Source organism: Mesorhizobium sp. WSM4848 (genome assembly GCF_055811375.1).
This window is the reverse complement of record NZ_JBVVPX010000002.1, coordinates 79,263-103,141: the sequence shown is the minus strand read 5'-3', so window position 1 is coordinate 103,141 and position 23,879 is coordinate 79,263. Positions and strand designations below refer to the sequence as shown.

At 63.0% G+C, this 23,879-nt stretch carries 22 protein-coding genes and 1 pseudogene; 10 read left to right on the top strand and 13 right to left on the bottom strand.

What is annotated here, in order from left to right; all coding sequences use genetic code 11:
* Positions 1-300: 300 nt before the first annotated feature.
* A complete protein-coding gene (locus tag AC0L16_RS02855) occupies positions 301-1,680 on the bottom strand; it encodes a serine hydrolase domain-containing protein (protein ID WP_473618886.1) in 1,380 nt (459 codons plus the stop codon).
* Between the two features lie 306 nt (positions 1,681-1,986).
* Here AC0L16_RS02855 and AC0L16_RS02850 point away from each other — a divergent pair, with 306 nt between their 5' ends.
* Together AC0L16_RS02850 and AC0L16_RS02845 are read left to right on the top strand one after the other, a co-directional pair.
* Complete coding sequence (locus AC0L16_RS02850; protein ID WP_473618885.1) at positions 1,987-2,778, top strand: glycoside hydrolase family 25 protein; 792 nt, start codon at positions 1,987-1,989, stop codon at positions 2,776-2,778.
* A gap of 80 nt (positions 2,779-2,858) precedes the next feature.
* Positions 2,859-4,064, top strand: coding sequence for a lytic murein transglycosylase (locus AC0L16_RS02845; protein ID WP_473618884.1), 1,206 nt, complete (start codon positions 2,859-2,861; stop codon positions 4,062-4,064).
* 115 nt (positions 4,065-4,179) lie between these two features.
* Here AC0L16_RS02845 and AC0L16_RS02840 read toward each other — a convergent pair whose 3' ends face one another.
* Positions 4,180-5,073 (bottom strand): LysR family transcriptional regulator, encoded by an 894-nt coding sequence (locus tag AC0L16_RS02840; RefSeq protein WP_473618882.1) that lies wholly within the window; start codon positions 5,071-5,073, stop codon positions 4,180-4,182.
* A gap of 131 nt (positions 5,074-5,204) precedes the next feature.
* On the opposite strand from AC0L16_RS02840, the gene AC0L16_RS02835 reads away from it, so the two are divergent.
* A complete protein-coding gene (locus tag AC0L16_RS02835; RefSeq protein WP_473618881.1) occupies positions 5,205-5,936 on the top strand; it encodes an SDR family oxidoreductase in 732 nt (243 codons plus the stop codon).
* Between the two features lie 116 nt (positions 5,937-6,052).
* Here AC0L16_RS02835 and AC0L16_RS02830 read toward each other — a convergent pair whose 3' ends face one another.
* Positions 6,053-7,273: an alanine racemase gene (locus tag AC0L16_RS02830; protein ID WP_473618880.1), complete on the bottom strand. Its 1,221-nt coding sequence runs from the start codon at positions 7,271-7,273 to the stop codon at positions 6,053-6,055.
* Between the two features lie 218 nt (positions 7,274-7,491).
* On the opposite strand from AC0L16_RS02830, the gene AC0L16_RS02825 reads away from it, so the two are divergent.
* Positions 7,492-8,409, top strand: a complete 918-nt coding sequence (locus tag AC0L16_RS02825; protein WP_473618878.1) for a DMT family transporter — start codon at positions 7,492-7,494, stop codon at positions 8,407-8,409.
* 485 nt (positions 8,410-8,894) lie between these two features.
* Here the strand turns inward: AC0L16_RS02825 and metF are convergent, their stop codons facing one another.
* Positions 8,895-9,812 carry a methylenetetrahydrofolate reductase [NAD(P)H] gene (metF, locus tag AC0L16_RS02820; protein WP_473618877.1) on the bottom strand — a complete coding sequence of 306 codons (918 nt, stop codon included), beginning with the start codon at positions 9,810-9,812 and terminating at the stop codon, positions 8,895-8,897.
* Positions 9,812-10,834: an ArsR/SmtB family transcription factor gene (locus AC0L16_RS02815; protein ID WP_473618876.1), complete on the bottom strand. Its 1,023-nt coding sequence runs from the start codon at positions 10,832-10,834 to the stop codon at positions 9,812-9,814. Before AC0L16_RS02815 ends, metF begins: the two co-directional genes overlap by 1 nt.
* Before the next feature lie 144 nt (positions 10,835-10,978).
* Between AC0L16_RS02815 and tsaA the strand changes: the two genes are divergently transcribed.
* From tsaA to AC0L16_RS02800, 3 genes are all read left to right on the top strand, one after another.
* Positions 10,979-11,500 carry a tRNA (N6-threonylcarbamoyladenosine(37)-N6)-methyltransferase TrmO gene (gene tsaA, locus AC0L16_RS02810; RefSeq protein WP_473618875.1) on the top strand — a complete coding sequence of 174 codons (522 nt, stop codon included), beginning with the start codon at positions 10,979-10,981 and terminating at the stop codon, positions 11,498-11,500.
* Positions 11,497-11,808, top strand: coding sequence for a DUF2293 domain-containing protein (locus AC0L16_RS02805; RefSeq protein ID WP_095492245.1), 312 nt, complete (start codon positions 11,497-11,499; stop codon positions 11,806-11,808). Before tsaA ends, AC0L16_RS02805 begins: the two co-directional genes overlap by 4 nt.
* A gap of 102 nt (positions 11,809-11,910) precedes the next feature.
* Complete coding sequence (locus tag AC0L16_RS02800; RefSeq protein ID WP_473618874.1) at positions 11,911-12,870, top strand: aminotransferase class IV; 960 nt, start codon at positions 11,911-11,913, stop codon at positions 12,868-12,870.
* A gap of 12 nt (positions 12,871-12,882) precedes the next feature.
* Here the strand turns inward: AC0L16_RS02800 and AC0L16_RS02795 are convergent.
* The 7 genes and pseudogenes from AC0L16_RS02795 to AC0L16_RS02765 form a co-directional block, all read right to left on the bottom strand.
* A pseudogene (locus AC0L16_RS02795) lies at positions 12,883-13,514 on the bottom strand (MOSC domain-containing protein).
* Positions 13,515-13,647: 133 nt separating this feature from the next.
* A complete protein-coding gene (locus AC0L16_RS02790) occupies positions 13,648-14,769 on the bottom strand; it encodes a beta-ketoacyl-ACP synthase III (protein ID WP_473618873.1) in 1,122 nt (373 codons plus the stop codon).
* A gap of 208 nt (positions 14,770-14,977) precedes the next feature.
* Positions 14,978-15,769, bottom strand: a complete 792-nt coding sequence (tam, locus tag AC0L16_RS02785; protein ID WP_473618872.1) for a trans-aconitate 2-methyltransferase — start codon at positions 15,767-15,769, stop codon at positions 14,978-14,980.
* The gene (locus AC0L16_RS02780; protein WP_473619135.1) at positions 15,766-16,029 is read right to left on the bottom strand and encodes a type II toxin-antitoxin system RelE family toxin; all 264 of its coding nucleotides are present in this window, start codon (positions 16,027-16,029) and stop codon (positions 15,766-15,768) included. Before AC0L16_RS02780 ends, tam begins: the two co-directional genes overlap by 4 nt.
* Before the next feature lie 2 nt (positions 16,030-16,031).
* Positions 16,032-16,268 (bottom strand): type II toxin-antitoxin system RelB family antitoxin, encoded by a 237-nt coding sequence (gene relB, locus AC0L16_RS02775; RefSeq protein ID WP_473618870.1) that lies wholly within the window; start codon positions 16,266-16,268, stop codon positions 16,032-16,034.
* 58 nt (positions 16,269-16,326) lie between these two features.
* The gene (gene ettA / locus AC0L16_RS02770) at positions 16,327-17,976 is read right to left on the bottom strand and encodes an energy-dependent translational throttle protein EttA (RefSeq protein WP_473618869.1); all 1,650 of its coding nucleotides are present in this window, start codon (positions 17,974-17,976) and stop codon (positions 16,327-16,329) included.
* A gap of 217 nt (positions 17,977-18,193) precedes the next feature.
* A complete protein-coding gene (locus AC0L16_RS02765; RefSeq protein ID WP_473618868.1) occupies positions 18,194-19,210 on the bottom strand; it encodes a ribonuclease T2 family protein in 1,017 nt (338 codons plus the stop codon).
* Positions 19,211-19,405: 195 nt separating this feature from the next.
* Between AC0L16_RS02765 and AC0L16_RS02760 the strand changes: the two genes are divergently transcribed.
* The 3 genes from AC0L16_RS02760 to AC0L16_RS02750 all read left to right on the top strand — a co-directional run bounded on the left by AC0L16_RS02760 (position 19,406) and on the right by AC0L16_RS02750 (position 23,245).
* Positions 19,406-20,341, top strand: a complete 936-nt coding sequence (locus AC0L16_RS02760; RefSeq protein ID WP_473618866.1) for an alpha/beta fold hydrolase — start codon at positions 19,406-19,408, stop codon at positions 20,339-20,341.
* Between the two features lie 82 nt (positions 20,342-20,423).
* The gene (locus AC0L16_RS02755; RefSeq protein ID WP_473618865.1) at positions 20,424-21,599 is read left to right on the top strand and encodes a CaiB/BaiF CoA transferase family protein; all 1,176 of its coding nucleotides are present in this window, start codon (positions 20,424-20,426) and stop codon (positions 21,597-21,599) included.
* Entirely contained in the window at positions 21,596-23,245 is a 1,650-nt protein-coding gene (locus AC0L16_RS02750; protein WP_473618864.1) for a thiamine pyrophosphate-binding protein, read from the top strand. The genes AC0L16_RS02755 and AC0L16_RS02750 overlap by 4 nt, the downstream gene beginning before the upstream one ends.
* Before the next feature lie 90 nt (positions 23,246-23,335).
* On the opposite strand, the gene AC0L16_RS02745 is transcribed toward AC0L16_RS02750, so the two are convergent.
* On the bottom strand, positions 23,336-23,785 hold the full coding sequence (locus tag AC0L16_RS02745; RefSeq protein WP_473618862.1) for a CHRD domain-containing protein: 450 nt from the start codon (positions 23,783-23,785) through the stop codon (positions 23,336-23,338).
* Between the last annotated feature and the right edge of the window lie 94 nt (positions 23,786-23,879).

The window sequence follows — 23,879 nt, the reverse complement described above, 5'->3', positions numbered from 1 at the left end:
CCCCCACTTGGGAGGAGATCAGATGTCGCGTCCGGTTTCGCCAATCATCAACGTTGAAAGAAGGGTGAGGCGCGCGAGCTGCCAATCTCCCTCCCTGTGGGGGAGATGTCCGGCAGGACAGAGGGGGGCGCCTCGCACCGCCGTCAAGGTTCTGCACCGCAGCAGCGCTCCAAGGTCACGGAATCCGAGGGTCTGCGCCGCATCGCTTCGCTCCTCGCCCGACGAGCGGGCGCGTGTTGATCGTGCAAGGCCTTTGGCGACGGCTGCATAGAGCCTGCGGCGAGCGACCGCCGCATTCCTCTAATGCAGCGCCTTCACCAGCGCTGCCAGCATGATCTGCGGCCGGTAGCCGAGTTTGGCCGGCGTCAGGCCGAGCCGCACCACCACCAACTGCTCCGAGGGGATGATGGCGACCGTCTGCCCATCATGGCCTTCCATCCAATAGCTATCGCTTGGCAGGCCCGCTGCGATGCCGGCGCCGGGGCTCTCCTCGTCGCCCGGCCCCTCGATCCACACCTGGCCCCTGCCGTAGACTTTCGAAGCGGGTGCGGCTTCCCGCATCCAGGCGACGAAGCCGGCGGGCAGGACCTCCTGGCCGTTCCAGACACCATCCTGCAGCAGGAACTGGCCGAAGCGCGCCCAGTCGCGGGCGGTGGCGTAGAGATAGGACGAGCCGACGAAAGTGCCGTGCTCGTCGGTCTCCAGCACCGCGCTCCGCATGCCGAGCGGGTCGAACAGTGCAATCCTTGGCCACGCCAGCGCCTTGTTCTTGTCGCCGATCGCATCCTGCCAAAGCCGCGACAGCATCGCTGCCGTGCCGCTTGAATAGGAAAATACCTTGCCCACCTGGCCGGTCAGCGGCTTGGATCCGGCAAAGCCCGCCATATCGGGCTCGAGATAGAGCATCCGCGTCACGTCGGTGACGTCGCCATAATCCTCGTTGAACTCGAGCCCGCTCGACATCGCCATCATGTCGGCGAGGCTGATGGCGGCGCGGCCGTCCGCTTTCCAGGGTCCGAACAGGCCCTGGTTCGTCATCACCATCTTGCCGTCCTTCACCACCGTGCCGACGATCGCGGCATTGACCGTTTTGGTCATCGACCAGCCAAGCAGCGGCGTCTTTTCGGTAAAGCCTGCGCCATAACGCTCGGCGACGATGCGGCCGTTTTTGACCACCACCACCGCCCGCATACCGGCGCCGGTCATTGCAGGATCGTCGAGGATTTTCGCGATTTCGGGGTTTTGCGAGGCATCGACCTTGTCGCCCTCCGGCCAGAGTGCGGCGAGCGGCGGCGCCGGTGTCAGCGCCGGCCTGGCGACTGCTTTGGCCCTGGCGATGTCGAAATCCGGAACCGAAGCACAGCCAAGCCCGTCCCGAACGACCGCGACGCTCTTGCCGAACACACCGAACAGCCCGGCCGAAACCGTCCTCTGCTCCCAGTCGACCGACACCCGCATCAGCCGCAGCAGCGGGTGGCCCGGCGCCTGCACGTCGACGGCGAGCACCTGATCGGCATCGCGTCCGGCGATAAAGACATTCGAGCAGACGATCTTGGCCGTATAGCCCGAGCCGACGCGGATCAGTTCCGGCGGCGCGATGGAAAGCCAGGCGGCGAGTGCGGCGAGGGCCAGTACGGCCAGCCCGAGCAGCCACTTCATCAGCCTCAGAGCAACCTGCATTTTCCGACTCCCCCCGGACGCATGCCATCGATTTGCCGTCATTGCTTCGGCAAAATCGCGGTTCTGGTCGAGCGCTGTCAACGGAATATCAACCATGATCAGCGATGTACTGATGCATGTCGCCCAAAAGTGCGCAGCGGTTTTGGGATAACGACATGCATAAAAGCAAAGACTAAGGCGCGCCGAAGCGGCGCGCTTTGGGGATAGGAGAGCGGTCCTGTGGGGCGATCGCTTGGGGGCACGGTCGAGGGACCACCTGCAGCAACAACCCATCAGCGGCCGGCTGAAACCGGTTCAGGAGTAGCGATGCGCCGTTTCGCGGCTTTCATCTTGCTGACGCTGCTGGGCGCCTGCTCGACCGTCGACGATCTTGCGCCTCCCTCATCGAGCGCGCCGACCGTTGCGGTGCGTGCGCCCCGTTTTGACGACTCCGACCCGCATGAGTGGGACAGCGGCGCACCGTGGAGCTATGCCGTTCATGGCACCGACGTCTCCAAATACCAGACCTCGGTCGATTGGCCGGCGGCCAGGGCCAGCGGCATTTCCTTCGTTTTCATCAAGGCGACGGAAGGTGGCGATCGCTTCGACGCGTATTTCAACGAGCATTGGAGCCGCACGAAAGCCGCCGGAATCCCGCGCGCCGCATATCATTTCTACTATTTTTGCACACCGGCCGCGACGCAGGCGCGCTGGTTCATCCAGAACGTGCCCAGAGACCGCTCGGCAATGCCGCCGGTTCTCGACATGGAATGGAACCCGCAATCGCCGACCTGCAAGCTGCGCCCCAATGCGGCCACGGTGCGCAGCGAGATGAGCACTTTCCTCGAAATCGTCGAAAAGCACTATGGCAAGAAGCCGATCATCTACACCTCGATCGATTTCTTCGACGACAACGGCCTGTCGGCCTTCCGCGGCTATCCCTACTGGCTGCGTTCGGTGGCCGGCCACCCGCGCAAGAGATACGGCAGCCACCCGTTCACCTTCTGGCAGTACACCGGAACCGGTATTGTGCCGGGCATCTCCGGAAAGGCCGATATCAACCTGTTCAACGGCTCGGAAGCCGCCTGGAACAAATGGCTGCGGCAGAACACCCGTTGACAGCGGGCCTGCAGCCTGCTTTTCGACACAGCCAATGAAGGACGCCTGCAACCGCCGGTAATCTTCTCGGGAGGATGGCGATGCGATTGCGCTTGGAAATTCTCGCGGCGCTGTTTCTGGCCGGCACGGCGGCGCCGGTGGTGGCACAGCAATGCGGCGGCGATTTCGAGGCATGGAAGCAGGGCGTTGCGGCCGAGGCGAAGAATGCCGGCGTCGGCACTGCCGGACTTGAGGCGCTGGAAACCGCCGCTCTCGATGGAAAGGTGCTGGCGCGCGATCGCGCCCAAGGCGTCTTTACCCAGACCTTCATCGAGTTTTCGAACCGCATGATATCGGCCTATCGGCTGAAGCAGGGCGCGGTCATCTTGAAGAAATATGCCGACGTCTTTGCCCGCGCCGATCGCGAATTCGGCGTTCAGGCCTCGGTCATTGCCGCCTTCTGGGCGCTGGAAACCGATTTCGGCGTCGTGCAGGGCGATTTCCAGACGCTAAACGCATTGGTCACGCTCTCACACGACTGTCGTCGCCCGCAGCTCTTCCGGCCCCAGATCGTGCCATTGTTGACGCTGATCGACCGCGGCGTGATCCCGGCCGATGTCACCGGCGCCTGGGCGGGCGAAATCGGCCAGACGCAGATGCTGCCTTCCGATTATCTCGGCCGCGGCGTCGACGGCGACGGCGACGAAGTGATCGACCTGCGCGGCAACGCGCCTGATGTGATCATGACCACGGCCAACAAGATCATGTCGCGCGGCTGGAAACGCGACCAGCCCTGGATCGAGGAAGTCCGCGTTCCCGACGACTTGCCATGGGACCAGACCGGCCGCACCAACAAGCTGCCGCTGACGCAATGGGCTCAGTGGGGTGTCACCAACCCGAACGGCACGCCGCTTGTCGACAACGGCCTGAAGGCAGGCCTCGCACTGCCTATGGGCCGCAACGGGCCGGCCTTCCTGGTCTACGACAATTTCGACGTCTACCTCGAATGGAACCAGTCCTTCACCTATGCGCTGACCGCGGCAAATCTCGCCGCGCGGCTGACGGGTGCGCCGCGATTCGATCCACGCAATCCCGAACCCGGCCTCAACGGCGACCAGATGAGGGCATTGCAGACAAAGCTCGAGGCCAGAGGCTATGACGTGGGATCGGTCGACGGCATCCTGGGCACCAACACCCGCGAGGCGATACGCAAGGAGCAGATGCGGCTAGGGCTGCCGGTCGACGGCTGGCCGACGCCGGAGCTTTTGGCGAAACTGGAGGTTAGTGGAGTAGTGAGTAGTGAGTAGTGAGTAGTGAATGGTGAATGGTGAATGATGGATGGTGAATGGAACTAGATACTGACTATTGAATACTGACTACTGACTATTCACTATTCACTATTCACTATTCACTATTCCCACTTCACCGCCCAGCAAGCAGGAAGTCGATGAACACACGCAACGCCGGCGGAACCTGCCGGGAGCTTGTATGGTATAGGTAAAAGCCTGGAAATCTGGGCGACCAGGCTTCGAGAAAACGGATGAGCTTGCCGGTTTCGATCCACCGGCGAACCTGGTAATCCAGCATATAAGCCACGCCGATCCCATCCAGGGCCGCCCTGATCATCAGTTCCGTGTCGTTGACAGTAAGACCGCCGTTCACGGCTATTTCGAAAGCGCGCTGGCCTCGCGCGAACTCCCATCGATAGATGTTGCCGGCGCCGGGCCACTGGAAATTGATGCATTGGTGATGGTGCAGGTCGGCGGGATGTCGGGGCATGGGGTGATCCTTGAGGTAGCTGGGCGCCGCCACTGCGGCCATCTCCAGCTCCCCGCTGAGTTTCACCGCCACCATGTCCTTATGCAGCCGCTCACCAAGCCTGATTCCGGCATCGAATCGTCCCTCGACAATATCGGTCAGCATGTCGTCGACGATGATGGTGAGGTCAATATCGGGATAGGCGCGGCGGAAATCGCCGAGCATGGGCACGATGAAACGCATGGCGGCGATGCGTGGAACATTGATGCGCAGCGAGCCTGCCGGTCGATCGCGTGATGCATGCGCGTCGGCGACGGCCCCTTCGAGTTCGCTGAATGTCGGAGCGAGGCGGGCAAACAGCGTTTCGCCTGCAGCGGTCGGCGACACGCTGCGGGTCGTGCGGTTGAGCAGCCGGACACCGACACGCTCCTCCAGCCCGCGTATCGTCTGGCTAAGCGCCGGCGGCGAAATCCTGAGCCTGGCCGCGGCGCGAACAAAGCTGCCTTCCTCGACGATCGTCGCGAACGCCTTTAGCTCGGAAAATTCGGTCCCTCGCATTATGTACCCCAGACTTAACAAGCCTGTTCGATAATAGGCTATTATTTGAGCAATAGCATGCCCTTAACTTCGACATGGAACCGACGCTCGATTTGGAACGGCCGTAGCCGGACGAAAAAGGGACAGCAGCTATGTATCATTCGCTTAAAGGCAAAATCGCGCTCGTGACCGGCAGTTCGCGCGGCATCGGCCGCGCCATCGCCGAGGGGCTCGCGACAAACGGGGCGGCCGTGGTCGTCAACTATGTCGGCAACGAGAAAGCCGCCCAGGAAGCCGTGGCTGCCATCCGCGAGAATGGCGGCAAGGCCTTCGCCATTCAGGCTGATATCTCCAGCGTTTCCGACATTCGCCGGCTGTTCGAAGAAACCGAGAAGCAGATGGGGGCGATTGACATCGTTGTCGCCAATGTCGGCATCGCCGTCATAAAGCCGTTCGTCGAGGCCACCGAAGCCGACTTCGACCACGTCTTCGGCGCCAATGCCAAAGGCACCTTCATCACGCTTCAGGAAGCGGCGCGCCGCGTGCGCGACAGTGGCCGCATCATCGCCGTCTCCACCGGTGGAACCAAGATGTTCTTTACCCAGACCGCCCTTTATCTCGGCAGCAAAGGAGCCGTCGAGCAGTTCGTCCGCGTCCTCTCGCGCGAGCTCGGACCGCGCGGCGTCACCGTGAATGCGCTTTCGCCGGGCTTTACCGACACCGAACTGCTCCCAGAGCGAGACAGGGCCGTGGCCGCCGGCATGTCGCCCTTCGGCAGGATCGGAGCGCCGCGCGACGTCGCCGATGTCGCGGTTTTCCTCGCCTCCAACGAGGCCCGCTGGCTGACTGGCGAAAACATTCAGGCCGGCGGCGGCGTGGCTTAGTGAGTAGTGAGTAGTGAGTAGTGAGTAGTGAGTAGTGAGTAGTGAGTAGTGAATGGTTGTAGTGGCAGTGGAATTAGGTAGTCACTGTTTATTACTGACTACTCACTACTCACCATTCAATCCGCCATCGTCTCCAGGCTGGCGAACCCCTGCGGCGCGTCGCCTTCGTCGAACGGCGTCGTTACCTCGACGAAGGTGTCGGGGTAGAAGCCGTTGAACCGTGTCCTCAGCGACAGCGAATAGGCGCCGATATGGCCGATCTCGATCCAGTCGCCGGTATCGACCGTTTCCGGCAGCCAAAAGGGCCGCGACAGGATGTCGACGGAATCGCAGGTTGCGCCGCACACCTTGAACGGCACGATGGTCTTCTCCTCGCCATTGCGCGAGCGGATCGCCGGGTCTGGAATGAAGCGCGCCGGCAGCGTGATCTTGCCGGTCCATGAATCCGACAGCGACGCCCAGATGCCGTCATTGATGTAGAGCCGCTTGCCCTTGCGCAGCAGCACGCGCACAATCAGCGACAGGCAGCGCGCCACGATCACCCGGCCCGGCTCCGCCACCAGCGGCATCTGGTCGAACTGGTATTCCTTCAGATCGCCCGACAGCCGCGACATGATCTGGCCGAGCGACGGCATCTCGATCTGCTTGCGGTTGGGATCATGGCCGTATTCGGCGGGAAAACCGCCGCCGACGTCGAGCCCGGCAATGTCGAAGCTGACGCGGTTGCGCACCCAGTCGGCCGAGGCCAGCGCCCGCTCATAGGTGTCGGGATCCTCGATCTGGCTGCCGACATGAAAGCACAGCCCGACCTTGTAGCCCGTCCGGTTCAGCCGTTCGGCCAGATCGACTGCGTTGGCCGGCCCGGCACCAAACTTCTTCGACAGTTCGTAGGCGGCCGATCCTTTCGTCTGGATGCGCACGAACACGGTGATCGCACCCGGATCGATATCGTGCGCCCGCACCACGCGGGTCAGCTTGGTGATCTCGTCCTCGTGGTCGAGCGAGATGACCCGGATGCCATATTTCTCCAGCGCCAACTTGATGTCCGACTGTGCCTTGACCGGATGCATGTAGAGCATCTCGGCGTCGGGCGCGACCGCGCGCACGGCGGCGAACTCACCGGGCGAGGCCACGTCGAAAGCGCCGACGCCGGCCTCGACCAGCGCCTTCAGCACGATCTGCTCGCCGTTGGTCTTGACCGCATAGGCGGTCTTGCCGGGAAACATGCCCATGAACTGCCTGGCGTCCGCCTTCAGCACCTGCGGGCGGAAGCAATAGATCGGATCGTCCGGGCGAAGCGCCAGCGCCGCTTCGCGCGCATTTTCGAATTGCTGCATGGACGAATCCCTCGGCTTAGACTGCGCACAATTAATCCAACCTATGCGGGAATGAAAACAATTCTGTGTCTCGCACCCCTGGCGCTGCGGCGCTACGGCAGACGATGGAATGCTAGTCCACTGATCTGGTTTCGGGTGGCCCTTGCCATAAAACGGAATATGGCCTGAACAGACGCCTGATCGACTTGGCATTCAGAGCCAGCTTGGGAGGACCATCTATGGCGATCACAACGACGACGGCAATGCGCGGACCCATGGCCCTGAAAGACTGGGCACAGCTTCTGCTGCTCGGTGCGATCTGGGGTGGCTCGTTCTTCTTTGCCCGCATTGCGGTTGCCGAGATTGCGCCGCTGGTGCTGGTGCTGTTTCGCGTCGCCATCGCGGCGCTGGCGCTGCATCTCTATCTCGGCCTGTGCGGTCTGTCCTTCCGCCTCGCCTTGCCGCAAGCCGGCCTGTTCTTTCTGCTGGCGCTCGTCAACAACGTCATTCCGTTCTCGCTGATCTTCGCCGGCCAGACCGAGCTTGGCGCCGGTGTCGCCTCGGTGCTCAATTCGACGACGCCGTTCTGGACGTTGATCCTCGCCAACGCGCTGACATCAGACGAAAAACTCTCCTGGAACAAGCTTGCCGGGATCGCGCTCGGCATCATCGGCACGGCGGTGATGATCGGTCCGGGCCTGCTTGCCGGGCTGGGCGGGCCGGTCTGGGCGAAATTCGCGCTGGTCGGCGCCTCGCTGTCCTATGCGGTGGCCCTGATGGTCGCCCGCCGCTTCAAGGGTGTGCCGTCACCGGTCATCGCCACTGGACAATTGACCGCCTCGACCATCATCATGATCCCGATCGTGCTGCTTGGCCACGGCACTGCCAATCTGTTTTCGGCCTCGCCGCCGGTCTGGGCCGCGGTGTTGGCGCTGGCCCTTTTGTCCACCGCCTTCGCCTACATCCTCTACTTCAACCTCGTCGCCTCGGCCGGCGCCACCAACGCCTCGCTGGTCACGCTCATCGTGCCGGCCAGCGCCATCCTGCTCGGCTTTCTGTTCCTGGGCGAACGGCTCGAATTGTTCGAGCTCGGCGGCATGGCGCTGATCGCGCTCGGCCTCGTCACCATCGACGGCCGCCTGTTCGGCCGACGGTAAAGTGGCGCGCATCCAATCAAAGGCGCAAACGACGCGCCAATTCGTGGAATCTTGGCATCGACCCGAAAATCGATTCCGACTCTTGGCAACGGTAGCGCTGCCATATCTATCCTTGCCCCAGCTTCGTCACATTTTTTACACAGGGCGGAAGCGGGATTTTGCCGAAGAGTTTCAATGCCTAACGGCAAATGGTCTGTCGTAAATTCCACAATGTCGTCGCATTGCAGCATAGTTTCCGCTTGCCTGTGGCAGAAATGCCCCTAGACTCTGGCCATAGCTCTTTAAGAGGAGGCTATGACATGGGACTCACGAGGCCAATCAACGCATTGATGATTTGTGCTGCATTTGCTTTCATCGGGGCGCTGATTATGGGCTTTCTTCCATAGACCCGCCAAGCAACGGAAGATCAGCACAAAATAGTCCAAGTCATTGAAAAAGGCCGGGTTTTTACCCGGCCTTTTTTGCATCCCAGATCTGACAGGGACTTACGCCGCGGCGGACCCCGCGGCTTCAGCCTCATGCGAGCGGATGCCGATCATGTGGCAGACGGCGAAGACCAGATCGGCGCGGTTCATGGTGTAGAAATGAAAATCGCCGACGCCGCGCTCGACAAGGTCCAGCACCTGCTCGGCCGCCACCGCGGACGCCACCAGCGCATGCGTCTGCGGGTCCGTCTGCAGCCCCTCGAAGCGCTCGGCCATCCACGCCGGCACCAGCGCGCCGCAACGCGCCGAGAAATTGGCGACCTGGGTAAAATTGTGGACCGGCAATATGCCCGGGACGATCGGTATGTAGATGCCGGCCCGCCGCGCCCGCTCGACATAGCGCTCGTAGAGGTCATTGTCGAAGAAGAACTGGGTGATCGCCCGCGTCGCGCCATTGTCGACCTTGCGCTTCAGCATGTCGATATCGGTGGCGAAGTCCGGGCTCTCCGGATGCTTTTCCGGATAGGCGGAGACCGAGATGTCGAAATCGCCGACACCTTTCAGCGCCCCCACCAGTTCGGCGCCATTGGCATAGCCGTCCGGATGCGGACGGTAGGCGGCGCCGACGCCCTCGGCCGGATCGCCGCGCAGGGCGACGAAGCGGGTGACACCCATGTCGGCGAATTCCTGAATGACTTCATCGACCTCATGACGCGCCGCATTGACGCACGTCATGTGCGCCGCCGGCGTCAGCGCCGTTTCGTTGAGGATGCGTTTGACCGTGCGCGCCGTGCGCTCGCGGGTCGAGCCGCCAGCGCCATAGGTGACGGAGACGAATTTCGGCTTGAGCGGCTGCAGCCGGGTAACTGTGTCCCACAGCCTTGCTTCCATCTCGTCGCTCTTCGGCGGGAAGAACTCGAACGAAACCCTGATCTTGTCGCCAATGTCAGGGCGGCGGGAAAAGCGGAACTGGTTCATCAGGCGGTTTCCCCTATCGGAAAGGCATTGGCCGGTTGTGCGTGGTTGGACGGATCGGCGATCAGCATGCGCTGGTCACGGCCGAGCCACAGTTTTACGGTGAGACTGGGCTCGTTGCCGGCGCGCGGCTCGAATTCCTGGCTCTCCTCGAGGTCGAGCCCGGCCTCCGAAAACCACTCGGTGATCTGCCGGTCGGAAAAGCCGAGCCGCACATGCGCGTGGACGTCGCGCAGGAATTCCAGCGAATGCGGAGCGAAATCCACGATCACCAGCCGGCCTGCCGGACGCAGCAGCCTTGCTGCCTCGCGGATGGCGCGAGCAGGATCGTCGAGATAGTGCAGCACCTGGTGGATGGTGACGAGATCGAAGGCGTCGCGCTCGACCGGCGGCGCAAAAATGTCGCCCTGGCGCACCTGCGCGTTCGAAATGCCGGCCTTGTCGAGATTGGCGCGCGCCACCGTCAGCATCTCGCGCGACATGTCGATGCCGATGCCGCGCCGGTAGAGCGGCGAAAAGATCTCGAGCAGCCGCCCGGTGCCGGTGCCAAGGTCGAGCATCGACTGGAACGGCCGCTTGCCGACGAGCTTGAGCAGCGCTGCCTCCACGGCGCGGTCCGGCACATGCAACGAGCGGATGTGGTCCCAGCTTGCGGCATTTACGGAGAAATATTCGGCGGCGCGATCCTGCCGCTTGCGCTTGACCGCCGCCAACCGCTCGAGGTCACGCTCGACCTGCGGATCGGCACCCCGGATACCGGAGACCAGCCTGAGCACGAAATCCCGCGCCGCATCCGTATCCGACAGCCGGAAGAAAGCCCATGAGCCCTCCTGGTAGCGGCCGATCAGCCCCGCCTCCAGCAAAAGCTTCAGGTGGCGCGAGACGCGCGGCTGCGACTGGCCGAGAATTTCGGTGAGATCGGAAACGGTGAGGTCGCCGCGCGACAGCAACGCCAGGATGCGCAACCGGCTGGATTCGGCCGCCGCCTTCAATGTATCTACCATGGTGTCGAGCGCGACATGCATGCGAGCATTCTCTTTGAAAAAGATATAAACATATGTTTATGTCGATTTTGGTTGGCTTGCAAGCGCAATGTCGCTCCCGGACAAGAAAATGACGCATGCGTGGCGGATCGCCAACAGCCGGATGCATGATCGGGGTGGAAAACCATGTTCGAAACGCGCAGCGGCGAAAAGCTTCTGGAAACTGATCCCGCCAATATGCCGCCGGACGGCCATGTCGTCTTCATCGGCCGCATCGCCTCGCCCTGGACCACGCGAGAAACTTGCCCCAAGAACATGAAAGCCGCGCGGGAAACCGGACAGCCGGCAGTTCTCACGATCGACCTGCCCTATCGCGAGGGCCTGCTCGGGCTTGAACGCGCCAGCCACGTCATCGTCCTGTCCTGGTTGCACCACGCACCGCGGACCCTGATTGTCCAGAAACCCCGCCATGCGGCTGAACCGAAAGGCGTTTTTTCGCTGCGCTCCCCGGCCCGGCCGAACCCGGTCGGATTGCACATCGCAAAACTCGTCGCCCTCGATATCGAAACGGGCCGTATCGATATCGATGCCATCGACGTGCTCGACGGCACGTCGTTCATCGACATCAAGCCTTATTTCGCTTCGACCGATGCCTTTGCCGACGCGACCATTGCCGGACGGGACGAGCCCGGACGGGATGGGCAATGAGCGCGCCGACCGGCCGCCGCCGCGCCATCGCCAAGGCGCTGACAGCGCTTTTGCCGCTGGCGCCCTATGCCGACATGGAAAAGATCCGCGCCGACGCCGGCGCGGTGCATATGAAGAGCTTGCCGCCGACGATCGCGGTGTGGCTGGCGACTATCGCCCATATCCGTCACGTGCACACCGACTACGAAAAGCTGCTGGCCGAAGGCTACGACCGCGACTCGGCGCGCTTCTTCGTCATGGAACAGACCAACATCGTGCTGACCCGCTGGCGCGCCACACGTCTGCTCGAGGATAACGATGAGGAATGACAACGTCTCTCGATGGCTCATCCGCAACCCCGGCCTGTGTCTTGTGCCACCCGCCGTAGCGCTCTATCGCGTCTGGACGGAGACGACCTGACGGAGGACGTGATGAGCAACTCGATCGATCCGCATGCCAAACCACTGCCCTCGCTCTCCGTCCATCACATAGACCCGCACTCCTATCCGGACGGCGTTGCCTTCCTGGACGGTCAATATCTGCCGATGTCGCAAGCCAAGATCTCGGTGCTGGATTGGGGCTTCCTGCATTCCGACGCCACCTACGACACGGTGCATGTCTGGGGCGGTCGCTTCTTCCGCCTCGACTTGCATCTCGATCGCTTCTTCGGCGGGCTGGAAAAGCTGCGCATGACGATGCCGTTCGACCGCGATGGCGTCGCCGGGATCCTCGAAAATTGCGTGGCGCTGTCGGGTCATCGCGCCGCTTATGTCGAGATGCTGTGCACGCGCGGCGCTTCGCCGACCTTCAGCCGCGACCCGCGCGACGCGGTCAACCGCTTCATTGCGTTCGCCGTTCCATTCGGCTCGGTCGCCAATGCCGAGCAATTGCAGCGCGGCCTGCATGTGGCGATCAGCGACAAGGTGCGCATCCCACCGGCCTCGATCGACCCAACAATCAAGAACTACCACTGGCTCGACCTGGTGCGAGGCCTCTACGACGCCTATGACCGCGGCGCCGAGACCGCGCTGCTCCTCGATTTCAACGGCAATGTCGCGGAAGGCCCCGGCTTCAACGTCTTTTGCGTGGATGACGGTAAACTGTCGACGCCGGCTGCCGGCGTGCTGCCCGGCATCACCCGTCGCACCGTCTTCGATCTCTGCGCGGAGGCAGGGCTTGCCGTTGCAGCGGCCGATGTCAGCGTCGCTGCGCTGCGTCAGTCCGACGAGGTCTTCATCACCTCGACCGCCGGCGGCATCATGCCGGTGACGATGATCGACGGTATTCCGGTCGCGGACGGCAAGGTCGGCGCGATTACCAGGCGCCTGATGGCGATCTATTGGCAAAAGCACGAAGACCCGGGCTGGTCGAGCCCGGTGCGCTATCCCTGACCATTCCTGGCCTCAGGCCCGGCAAATCCACTGCTCGGGGACACGCACCGAATCTCCTCACCGGTCGTGATGCGGCCTGGTTTTTCCACCCAGGCGACAAGGCCCCGCAGCCGCTTTGCCGCCTTCGGAAACAACAGCGCGCCGGCTTCGTGGTCGGCCATTCCGGCATTTTCGGCGACCGATCGCCCGGCGATGCGGCAAGGTCCGTTCTGCGCGTCGACCTTGACGGTGACGCCGCCTTTGAAGAACAGCAGCGTGCCGGACGGCAGCATCGAGAGATGCGGCAGGCCTTCGATCAACAGATTGGCGCCGATCCATTCCGGCTTGATCTCGGCGATGGCCATCCGCCCTGCCACGATCGCCCGTTCGTCCGCGGCCACAACAGACAATTGCCGCTCGCTGCGTATCTCGGTACTGCGTGGATACCAGGGCTCGCGCCCGCCGGAGCGCCGCGTCGCGCCGGCGTGGAAATCGCCGTCGATGCCGTCGAAGCCAAGCCGCAATTCATCCGCGCGTGTCTCGAAATGATCTGATGGCGCGACGTAAAGCGCGGCCACCCGCGCGGCAAGCTTCCGCGCCGAGATGATTTCGACCGGGTTTTCGACCTCGGGGAAGAGATCCGGCGTGGGCTTCATTCCTTGCATGATGCGCGCAATTAGCCGCAATTAGCCGCAGTCTGCTCATCAGGTCCAGTCGAAAGCACTGATGCTCCAATCAAGCAGACTGATGCGATTACACCGGCGCCCTCCAATGCAGGGCCGTTCGCGCCAAGATCGATCAGAGCATGCGCAACAGCGCCCCGCCGATCGAATAGCCGGCGCCGAAGGCGCAGAGCAGGCCATAGTCGCCGGCGTTCATGTCGGCGTGGTTTTCCGCCAAGGCGACGACCGCACCGGCGCCGGCGGTGTTGCCGAGGCGCTCCAGCACCATCGGCGCGCGGTCATGGTCGACCTCGTGGCCAAACGACAGTTTCAGGATCATGGCGTTCATACGGGCATTGGCCTGATGCAGCCAGAAGCGCCGGATCGCTTGCGGCGTCAGCCCATGCTCGGCCAGGAACTCGACGATGAATTTATGCCCGGCGACGGTGACTTCCTTGAACACCTTGTTGCCGACCTGCTTGATCAGGTTGCCCTCCAGGTTGATCATATACGGATCGTCCTGGGCGGTGCGCGTGTAATAGCCGAGATTGGTGCGGATGTTGTTGGACATCTGCGTCCAGGTCCGGGTGTCGAGCACCTCGAAACGTCCCGGCCGTTTGTCGCCCTGGGCGAGCCCCTCGACGATCATCGAGACCGAAGCATCGCCGAAGATGAAATGCGTCTGCCGGTCGCGGAAGTTGAGATGGCCGGTGATGATCTCGGGCGTCGTCACCAGCACGCGCCTGTGTGCGCCCGCCCGCACCAGATTGACCGCGATATGCAATGCCGCCGCCGCCGACGAGCAGCCAAGGCCCATGTCGAAACCGGCGCCCTTCGTGCCCATCGCCTGCTGCATCTCTATGGCGATCGCCGGATAGGGCCGCTGGTGATGCGAGGCCGAGCAGATCACCAGGTCGATGTCTGACGGCTCCAGGCCGGCATGGTCGAGCGCTTTCCTGGCCGATGCGATGCCGAACTCGGCTTCCAGCGACAGCGCGTCGTCCGGCCGCGCCGGAATGCGCGGCGCCATGCGGGTCGGGTCGAGAATGCCTTCCCGCTCGATCACATGGCGCGTCTGCACGCCCGAAGCATGAACGATGAAGGCGCTGTCGGATTTCTGCAGCAGCGTCTCGCCCGAAGCCTGGCGGCGGACATTCTCCATCTCGACCCAGGCATTGAAGCTGTCGACCAATTCCTCGTTGGTGATCGAAGGCTCGGGGATTTCAACGCCGATGCCGCTGATGATGACGCGATGCATTTTCAGTTCGTCCCCATGCGCAGGCGCTGCGGCTTGATGTGGGCGCGGCGAGAGTTCGGCGCAACATTATTCGCATCAAGCTAGTTTATGCCGGCTTAAATCAAGGGCCTGAGGCAAAAGACCACAAGCTTGCGTGGCTGAAATGCGCATTGTGACGAAACCGAATCAAGCGCAGCCAGGCAGTGCGTCTCGGTGTGGCCAATCGTTTCTAGGCAGCGCGCCGCGCGACGATGAACAGGCGCGGGAAACGCAGCAGCACCTTGCCGTTTGCCGTCTTCGAATAGGCTTCGGTTATTCTGGCAGTGTAGCGTTTGAGGAAAAGCCGCCGCTCGTCCTCGTCGAGCGGATCGAGGAACGGCTTCAGCCCGGTCGACTTCAGCCATTCGACGATTGCCCCGGCATCGGCCAGCGGATGATTGTAGGCGGTGTGCCAGATGTCGAGCCGGTCGGAGAACGGCGACAAAAGATCGTAATAGAACGCCACCGGCGGCAGCGGCCCGCGTACAGCACCCTCGAGCTTTTCGGCAAACGGCATTTCGGCCGCCGTGTCGCGCATCAGCCGGTGCGACGGCTCGCCCATATTGTCGGGCATCTGCACGGCAAGCGCGCCGCCGGGCGCCAAAAATCCCATCAGCCGCTGGAAGATCGCCGGATGCTCCGGCAGCCACTGGAACACCGCATTGGCGAAGATCACGTCGACCGGCTCTTCGGGCTGCCACGCCGCCGCATCCGCCAGTTCGAAGGCCACTTCCGGCAGACGCGCCCTCGCCTTCTCGATCATGTCAGGCGAGGTGTCCAAACCGCTGACCTGCGCGCTCGGCCAGCGCTCGACCAGCAATTGCGTCGAATTGCCCGGCCCGCAGCCGATGTCGACCACCCGGCGCGGCGCCGCCACCGGCACCTGCGCGACGAGATCGCGCGCCGGCCGCGTGCGCTCGTGCTCGAATTTGAGATATTGGGCGGCGGACCAGTCGGTTTTGGCTTTTGCGACTGTATTCACCGATAGACCTCGCGACGGTCGCCGACTTGAACCACCCAAATTGCGAGCGCGCTATCGTCGATCCTTGTCAGTATTCGGAATGAACCCACACGATATTTCCAGAGACCTGCAAGCGGTCCTGTTAGCGCTTCGCCAAGTTCGCGTGGATTGTCGCGCCGGGCGAGCCTGTTTTCCAGGAAGTCGACAATCCGACGCTGATCGGACCTTTGCAATCGGGAGATATCCTTCAGCGCACGCTTCTCGACACGAATTATCCACACGTTCAACCGTCACTGCCGGCGCTTGCATCGTCCAATCCCAGTCGTTCCTTGACTTCGGCCAGAGAAAGCCAGTCACCTTTATCGTCGTTAAGGCGTTCGAGGGCGATCAGTCCGTCCTCCAAATCCTGAATTTGCTCGATAATGGCGGCAACGACCACGTCGTGTTTTGTCCGGCCAGTTTTCCTTGCCACGATCTCAAGGCGCTTTTCCAGCGCGGTAGGAAGCTCCACATTAAGCATGTCTGTCTCCTTCCGGTAATTCTACGAGCAGCCTGGGAGGCTTGCAACCAATCCGTTGCTACCGCGTCAGCCGCTTATACGTCATGCGGTGCGGATTGACGGCGTCGGGGCCGAGACGGCGGATCTTGTCCTGCTCGTAATCCTCGAAATTGCCCTCGAACCACTCGACATGGCTGTCGCCTTCGAAGGCAAGGATGTGCGTCGCCAGACGGTCAAGGAACATGCGGTCGTGCGAGATGATGACGGCGCAGCCGGCGAAGTTTTCCAGCGCGTCTTCGAGCGCCGCCAGCGTTTCGGTGTCGAGATCGTTGGTCGGTTCGTCGAGCAGCAGCACATTGCCGCCGATCTTCAGCATCTTGGCCAGATGGACGCGGTTGCGCTGGCCGCCGGACAGGTTGCCGACCTTCTGCTGCTGATCGCCGCCGCGGAAATTGAACGACGCGCAATAGGCGCGGGTGTTGGCCTCGAACTTGCCGAGCTTGACCACTTCGGCGCCGCCCGAGATTTCTTCCCACACGGTCTTGGTCGGGTCGAGTGCATCGCGGCTCTGGTCGACGTAGCCGAGCTTGACCGTCTCGCCGACGCGGATCGTGCCGGCATCCGGCTTTTCCTGGCCGGTGATCATGCGAAACAGCGTCGTCTTGCCGGCGCCGTTCGGGCCGATGACGCCGACGATGCCGCCGGGCGGCAGCTTGAATTCGAGATCGTCGATCAGCAGCGTGTCGCCAAAACCCTTCGACAGGCTGTCGACCTCGATCACCACATTGCCGAGCCGCTCGCCATGCGGAATGACGATCTGGGTGTCGCTCGGACGCCGCTTGTCGGCTGCATCCAGCAGATCCTGGAACGCCTGGATGCGCGCTTTCGACTTGGTCTGCCGTGCCTTGGGGCTGGACTGGATCCACTCGCGCTCGCGGCCGATCGCCCGCTGGCGCGCGTCGTCCTCGCGGCCTTCCTGCTTGAGCCGCTTGGCCTTGGCTTCGAGATATTTGGTGTAGTTGCCCTCATAGGGAATGCCGCGGCCGCGGTCGAGCTCGAGGATCCAGCCGGTGACATTGTCGAGGAAGTAGCGATCGTGGGTGATGATCATCACCGCGCCGGGATAGGCGCGCAGATGCTTTTCCAGCCACGCCGTCGTCTCGGCGTCGAGATGGTTGGTCGGCTCGTCGAGCAGCAGGAGGTCCGGCTGGCGCAGCAGCAGCTGGCACAGTGCCACGCGGCGGCGCTCGCCGCCCGACAGCTTGGTGACGTCGGCTTCCTTGGGCGGACAGCCCAGCGCTTCCATTGCCATCTCGACCTGCTGTTCGAGATCCCACAGGTTGAGCCGGTCCATCTCGTCCTGGAGCTTGGCCGACTCGTCGGCCGTCTCGTCGGAATAGTTCATCATCAATTCGTTGTAGCGTTCGATGATCGCGGTCTTGGCGGCGACGCCTTCCATGACGTTCTCGAACACGGTCTTGCTCGCATCGAGCGCCGGCTCCTGCGCCAGGTAACCGACGGTGGCGCCTTCGGCCAGCCACGCCTCGCCGCTCCACTCCTTGTCGATGCCGGCCATGATCTTGAGGATGGTCGACTTGCCGGCGCCGTTCGGCCCGAGGATGCCGATCTTGGCGTCCGGGTAGAAGGAGAGGTGGATATTCTCGAGCACCTTCTTGGTGCCATAGGCCTTGTTGAGGCCGGCCATGTGATAGATGAACTGGCGTGCCACGCGCGCTTTCCCTGAAAAGTCGACTGGAATGTCGGATTGAATGGAAGTTGCGCGCTATGTAGGCGATGCCGCGCCGAACGGCAAACTGTTTTGGCATTTCAAAGCGGCCTTCGGGCCGAGACGGGCGCGATCGCGTCGAGAATGGTGGATCGCGAGAACCGGAACGGAGCGTACTTTCGGGTACGCTGGCGCATAAGCTCCCGCAGGGCTCGGCGTGTCACTGGAATGCGATCGGATCGATGATGCCTTTCGGGCAGCCGGCATTGTTCGTCGGCACTGAGGCCAGCAACAGCTCACCGAGTGAGGAGTTCGGGCCGATCGGGCCGGCCAAGCCGAGCGTCAGCTCGCCGATCAGCCGCCGACCGCTCGAAGGATCCTTCACGCAGGAGACGCGAACCCGCTCGCCGGCGCCGGGACCGAAGGCTCGGTCGAAGGCGCTGCGGATCTGGTCCGACGTCAGCTCCTGACCAATGCTCTGCGTGAAAACATTGCGCACTGGTGAAGCGTTCACGGCGCGTGTTAAATTCAGCGCATCGGAAAAATATGCCTGCTGGCTCTTGCCGTAACAGGTTCCATGCTTGATCCACTCATGCCTGTCGAGAGCGGATGCGGTGCCCGGCATCACCCGGTCGAGCTCCGAGCGCGTGTTCGGCTCGAGCTCGACCGGCGGCAGGTCCTGCCATTGCGCCGGATTGTCGTTCGCCTTGTCGGCCGCCGCCACCTGGCAATAGAAATTTCCGTTCGGCTGCGGCCACAGCCCGTGCAAGGTGAAATGCGTCGCCTCAAAACCGGCCGCGGTCTGCGCCTTGCATTCGGTCTTGCCGGGCCTGGTTTCGCAAAACGCCGGCTGCCAGCTCAGCGCGAGGACATATTCGGGCTTTCCCGAAGCCGGCGCAGCAGGCTTCTCTCGGTCGGCCGGCACGGGTGCTGTCGGCATCGTTGACGCGCCCGAAACATGGCCGCAATCGACCTTCACCCAGCGGCGCTCCGGATCGGCCCCCGGCACGCGGATCAGGTAGTGCGTGGGAGCATCCTTGTTGCCAGCCAGAAGCTGATAGCTCTGTCCCGCATCGGTCGCGATATTGCCGGGGTTCTTGCCGCTCTTGATGGCCTGGGTCGCTTGACAGGTGGCGTCGGCGACGAAAGAGCCGCTCATCTTGACCTCGGCCCGCGCAGCACCCGTCAGCACGGCGGCAAGCGCCGATCCGAAAACAACACCTGTCAGCGTACGCATGGGTACTCTCCGGTTGAAGAATGCTGCGGCAACAGACTGCCGCCCCTCTCTCGGTAGCAAATTCTCCATGTCAGAATTGCGATGCTCCGCGTTGCGGGCAAGAACTGCGCTGCGCAAACACGGATTGACGCAAAACCGGCGTCGGCGCACACAAACGTTCGCAGGTGCTAAAGACGCGTTGGAGACGAAGCGACAATGTCATTCAGCCAGCAGCGCGTGCTGCGATCGCCGACCGGTGCGGCGCTCAACCTTTACGTGAAACGCGCCGAGGGCCGCCCGCGCGCGGTCGTCCAGATCAATCACGGACTGGCCGAACACGCGGCGCGCTATGTCCGCTTCGCCACCTTTCTGGGTGAGTGCGGCTTCCATGTCTATGCCCATGACCATCGCGGCCATGGCGCAACCAAGGCGCCAGACGCTCCGCTCGGCACATTCGCCAAAGCGGATGGCGGCGCCAAGGTCATCGCCGATGTCGCCGCCGTGCATGACCTGATCGCCGGCGACCATCCCGGCCTGCCGGTCATCGTCTTCGGCCATTCCATGGGCGGCCTCGTCGCGCTGAATTTCATGCTTCATCATTCGAACCGGCTGCACGCCGCCGGCATCTGGAACGCCAATTTTTCCGCCGGGCTGGCCGGCCGTGCGGCGCAGATCATCCTGGCCTGGGAAAAATTCCGGCTCGGCTCCGACATGCCGTCGCGCATGCTGCCGAGACTGACCTTCCAGGCCTGGGGCAAAGCCGTCCCCGATCACCGCACGCCGTTCGACTGGCTGTCACGCGACGCGGCCGAAGTCGACAAATACATCGCCGATCCGCTGTGCGGCTGGGATGCCTCGGTGTCGATGTGGCGCGACCTGTTCGGCTTTGTCTTCGACGGCGCCGACGACGCCAATTTTTCCGGCGTCCGCACGACCCTGCCGATATGCCTGGTCGGCGGAGAAAATGACCCCGCCACCGGCGGCGGCAAGGCGGTCAGCCAGCTCGCTGGCCGCCTGCACAGGATGGGCTTCTCGAATCTCGTTTCAAAGGTTTACGCCGAGACCCGCCACGAAAGCCTGAACGAGGTGAATCGAAATATCATCATGGACGATTTCGCCGCATGGGCCGACAGCGTGCTGAAACAAGCCTGATCGAGATTGGCCCATTGCAAGAGCCGTGACTTCGGCACGCGGGATTGATACAGGCTGGGTTTCCGATCAATCACGGTGATCCATGACCGAGCCTCCGCTGAAAGGCATCCGCGTAATCGAGCTCGCCCGCATCCTGGCCGGACCGTGGGCCGGGCAGTTGCTTGCCGATCTCGGCGCCGACGTGATCAAGGTCGAGAGCCCTGATGGCGGCGACGACACCCGCAAATGGGGTCCGCCCTTCGTCATGAGCCATGACGGCGAAAACCTCTCGGCCGCCTACTACCATTCCTGCAATCGCGGCAAGCGCTCCATCGCCATCGATTTCTCGACGCCGGAGGGCGCCGAGACAGTGCGCCGGCTGGTCGCGACATCAGATGTGCTGATCGAGAACTTCAAGCTCGGCGGGCTGAAGAAATACGGCCTCGACTATAAAAGCCTCAGGGAAATCAACCCGCGGCTGGTCTATTGCTCGATCACCGGCTTCGGCCAGGACGGGCCCTACGCGCCGCGTGCCGGCTATGACTTCATCATCCAGGGCATGGCCGGCATGATGTCGATCACCGGCGAGGCTGGCCGCGAGCCGCAAAAGGCCGGTGTCGCCATTTCGGACATTTTCACCGGCCTCTACTCGGTGATCGCCATCCAGGCCGCACTTCGCCATGCCGAAAAGACTGGCGAAGGCCAGCATATCGACATGGCGCTCTACGACAGCCAGATCTCGGCGCTCGGCAACCAGAACCTCAACTATCTGGTCTCGGGAAAATCGCCGGTGCAGATGGGCAACGCGCATATGAACATCGCGCCCTATGAAGTGGTGCCGGTCAAGGACGGCCATATCATCCTGGCCATCGGCAATGACGGCCAGTTCGCCAAATTCTGCGCCGCCGTCGGCTTGGACGAGCTGCCATCCGACCCCGATTTCGCCACCAACCCCGCCCGGGTCGCCAACCGGGCGAAGCTGCGCGAGCATCTAATCGAGGCGCTAAAAACCTTCGATCGCGATCCGCTTCTGGCCAGGCTGGAGACGGCAGGCGTGCCTGCCAGCCCGATCAACACGATCGGCGAGATGTTCGCCGACCCGCAGACCATCGCGCGCGGCATGCGGCTCGACCTCGACGACAGCCATGGCAATCTGTTGCCCTCGGTGCGCGCGCCGATGGTCATGTCGGGCACGCCGCTGGTCTATGAGCGGCCCTCGCCGCGCCTCGGCGAACACACCGAAGAAATCCTTGCCGAACTGGAGAGGTCAGGAAAATGAAGACCGGCGGACAATTGATTGTCGATGCGCTCGAAGCCAACGGAACGGACCGTATCTATTGCGTGCCCGGCGAATCCTACCTTGCGGTGCTCGACGCGCTGCACGACTCGCCGATCCGCACCATCGTCTGCCGCCAGGAAGGCGGTGCCGCGATGATGGCAGACTGCCATGGCCGCCTGACCGGCAAGCCAGGCATCTGCTTCGTCACCCGCGGCCCCGGCGCCACCAACGCCTCGGCCGGCATCCACATCGCCATGCAGGATTCGGTGCCCGTCATCCTGTTCATCGGCCAGGTCGCCAGCCACGCCAAGCAGCGCGAGGCGTTTCAAGAGGTCGACTATGTCAGGTTCTTCGGCGACATCGCCAAATGGGTGGTCGAGATCGACGACGCCGCGCGCATTCCCGAATTCGTCACCCGCGCCTTCGCGGTGGCAACGTCCGGCCGCCCCGGCCCGGTCGTCATCTCGCTGCCGGAAGACATGCTGACCAGCCTGGCGGAAGCGCCGGAAGCCCTGCCCCACACGCCGGTCGAAACGCGGCCGGGCGAGGCCGAACTCGATGCTCTGGAAAAGCTTCTCAATAAGGCAAAGCGCCCCTTTGTGATCCTCGGCGGCACGCGCTGGGATGCGGCGGCCGTCGCGCGGATGCGGTCGATCGCCGAAGCCTGGTCGCTGCCGGTCGGCTGCTCCTTCCGCCGCCAGATGCTGTTCGATCATCTCCACCCGAACTATGCCGGCGATGTCGGCATCGGCATCAACCCGAAGCTGGCGACCGCTATCAAGCAGGCCGACCTCGTGCTGCTGATCGGCGGCCGCATGGGCGAGATGCCGTCCTCGGACTACACGCTGCTCAAGAGCCCCTATCCCGACCAGTCGCTGGTCCATGTCCATGCTGACGCCGGCGAGCTCGGCCGTGTCTATCGGCCGACGCTGGCGATCAACGCCTCGCCGTCCGCCTTCGTCGAAGCCTTTGCCGGGCGCAAGCCGGCCGCCACGCCGGTCTGGGCGGATGAAACAGCGAAGCTGCACGCCGCCTATCTCGACTGGTCGACACCGCCCGAAAGCGGCCCCGGCGCCGTCCAGATGGGGCCGATCATGAACTATCTCGAAAAAATGCTGCCCGACGATGCGATCCTCACCAACGGCGCCGGCAACTACGCCACCTGGGTGCACCGTTTCCACCGTTCCCGGCGCTTTGCCACGCAGGCAGCGCCGACCTCCGGCTCGATGGGCTACGGCACGCCGGCAGCGGTCGCCGCCAAGGAATTGTTTCCCGAGCGCGACGTGATCGCCTTTGCCGGCGACGGCTGCTTCCTGATGAACGGCCAAGAGTTCGCCACCGCCGTGCAGTATGATCTGCCGATCATCGTCGTCGTCGTCAACAATGGCATCTACGGTACCATCCGCATGCATCAGGAGCGTGAGTATCCGGGCCGCGTCGTCGCCACCGACCTAAAGAATCCCGACTTCGCGGCGCTCGCCCGCGCCTATGGCGGCCATGGCGAAACGGTCGAGAAGACGGCCGACTTCGCGCCGGCCTTCGAACGCGCCCGTGCCAGCGGCAAGCCGTCGATCGTCGAGATCAGGCTCGACCCCGAGGCGATCACGCCGACCCGGACGATGACCCAGATAAGGGACAGGGCCTGAGCGTCAGAGGCATAGGCCGAGATCCTTCGCAGCGCTGTCCCGCAAAATTCGACAGGCTAATGTAATGCAGCGATCCCTCGGGCGATTGCGCTACATCGTTGCCGCCTTCTCGATCTGCCCGCGGACCTCGCCGTCCTTGTGGGCCGCCGTATGGATGTTGATGTAGTATTTGCCGGCCATCAGGTCGGCAGCCTGGGCGTCGGTCAGGATCGCCGCCCCCTTGAACGGGCTTTTCGGCGCGCCCTTGAACGGGACGACGACGCCGGCATTTTCACCCTTGGCTGCCGGACCGTGAATATGTCCGGCCGTCGCCGGTCCACTGAGACCTGAATACATCACGTTCCAGGTCAGCTGTTTCGTCTCGGTGTTGAAGCCGACAGTGGCCTCGCCTTTGCCCTCCGTGGTGACGGGTGGGTTCTGCTGAGCGCCATCGAGCGTCGCCTTCATCTTCATCATCTCGGCCAAGGCCGGTGAAGCGCCCAGGAGGGAAGCCGAAACGGCGAGCGCCGAAAGCATCGGCGAGAAGGATTGCATGCGCATGGAATTCTCCGTTGTGGCGATGACATCCGCTGAAGCAGGATGCACTGGAACAACGGTTGTGGCGAGCGGATGTTTCCACCCGGTAACGGCTATG

Excerpts from the sequence above, each read along its gene's own strand:
- AC0L16_RS02855 (WP_473618886.1), bottom strand. The coding sequence starts at position 1,680 with ATGCAGGTTGCTCTGAGGCTGATGAAGTGGCTGCTCGGGCTGGCCGTA.
- AC0L16_RS02850 (WP_473618885.1), top strand. The coding sequence starts at position 1,987 with ATGCGCCGTTTCGCGGCTTTCATCTTGCTGACGCTGCTGGGCGCCTGC.
- AC0L16_RS02845 (WP_473618884.1), top strand. The coding sequence starts at position 2,859 with ATGCGATTGCGCTTGGAAATTCTCGCGGCGCTGTTTCTGGCCGGCACG.
- AC0L16_RS02840 (WP_473618882.1), bottom strand. The coding sequence starts at position 5,073 with ATGCGAGGGACCGAATTTTCCGAGCTAAAGGCGTTCGCGACGATCGTC.
- AC0L16_RS02835 (WP_473618881.1), top strand. The coding sequence starts at position 5,205 with ATGTATCATTCGCTTAAAGGCAAAATCGCGCTCGTGACCGGCAGTTCG.
- AC0L16_RS02830 (WP_473618880.1), bottom strand. The coding sequence starts at position 7,273 with ATGCAGCAATTCGAAAATGCGCGCGAAGCGGCGCTGGCGCTTCGCCCG.
- AC0L16_RS02825 (WP_473618878.1), top strand. The coding sequence starts at position 7,492 with ATGGCGATCACAACGACGACGGCAATGCGCGGACCCATGGCCCTGAAA.
- metF (WP_473618877.1), bottom strand. The coding sequence starts at position 9,812 with ATGAACCAGTTCCGCTTTTCCCGCCGCCCTGACATTGGCGACAAGATC.
- AC0L16_RS02815 (WP_473618876.1), bottom strand. The coding sequence starts at position 10,834 with ATGCATGTCGCGCTCGACACCATGGTAGATACATTGAAGGCGGCGGCC.
- tsaA (WP_473618875.1), top strand. The coding sequence starts at position 10,979 with ATGTTCGAAACGCGCAGCGGCGAAAAGCTTCTGGAAACTGATCCCGCC.
- AC0L16_RS02805 (WP_095492245.1), top strand. The coding sequence starts at position 11,497 with ATGAGCGCGCCGACCGGCCGCCGCCGCGCCATCGCCAAGGCGCTGACA.
- AC0L16_RS02800 (WP_473618874.1), top strand. The coding sequence starts at position 11,911 with ATGAGCAACTCGATCGATCCGCATGCCAAACCACTGCCCTCGCTCTCC.
- AC0L16_RS02790 (WP_473618873.1), bottom strand. The coding sequence starts at position 14,769 with ATGCATCGCGTCATCATCAGCGGCATCGGCGTTGAAATCCCCGAGCCT.
- relB (WP_473618870.1), bottom strand. The coding sequence starts at position 16,268 with ATGCTTAATGTGGAGCTTCCTACCGCGCTGGAAAAGCGCCTTGAGATC.
- AC0L16_RS02765 (WP_473618868.1), bottom strand. The coding sequence starts at position 19,210 with ATGCGTACGCTGACAGGTGTTGTTTTCGGATCGGCGCTTGCCGCCGTG.
- AC0L16_RS02760 (WP_473618866.1), top strand. The coding sequence starts at position 19,406 with ATGTCATTCAGCCAGCAGCGCGTGCTGCGATCGCCGACCGGTGCGGCG.
- AC0L16_RS02755 (WP_473618865.1), top strand. The coding sequence starts at position 20,424 with ATGACCGAGCCTCCGCTGAAAGGCATCCGCGTAATCGAGCTCGCCCGC.
- AC0L16_RS02750 (WP_473618864.1), top strand. The coding sequence starts at position 21,596 with ATGAAGACCGGCGGACAATTGATTGTCGATGCGCTCGAAGCCAACGGA.
- AC0L16_RS02745 (WP_473618862.1), bottom strand. The coding sequence starts at position 23,785 with ATGCGCATGCAATCCTTCTCGCCGATGCTTTCGGCGCTCGCCGTTTCG.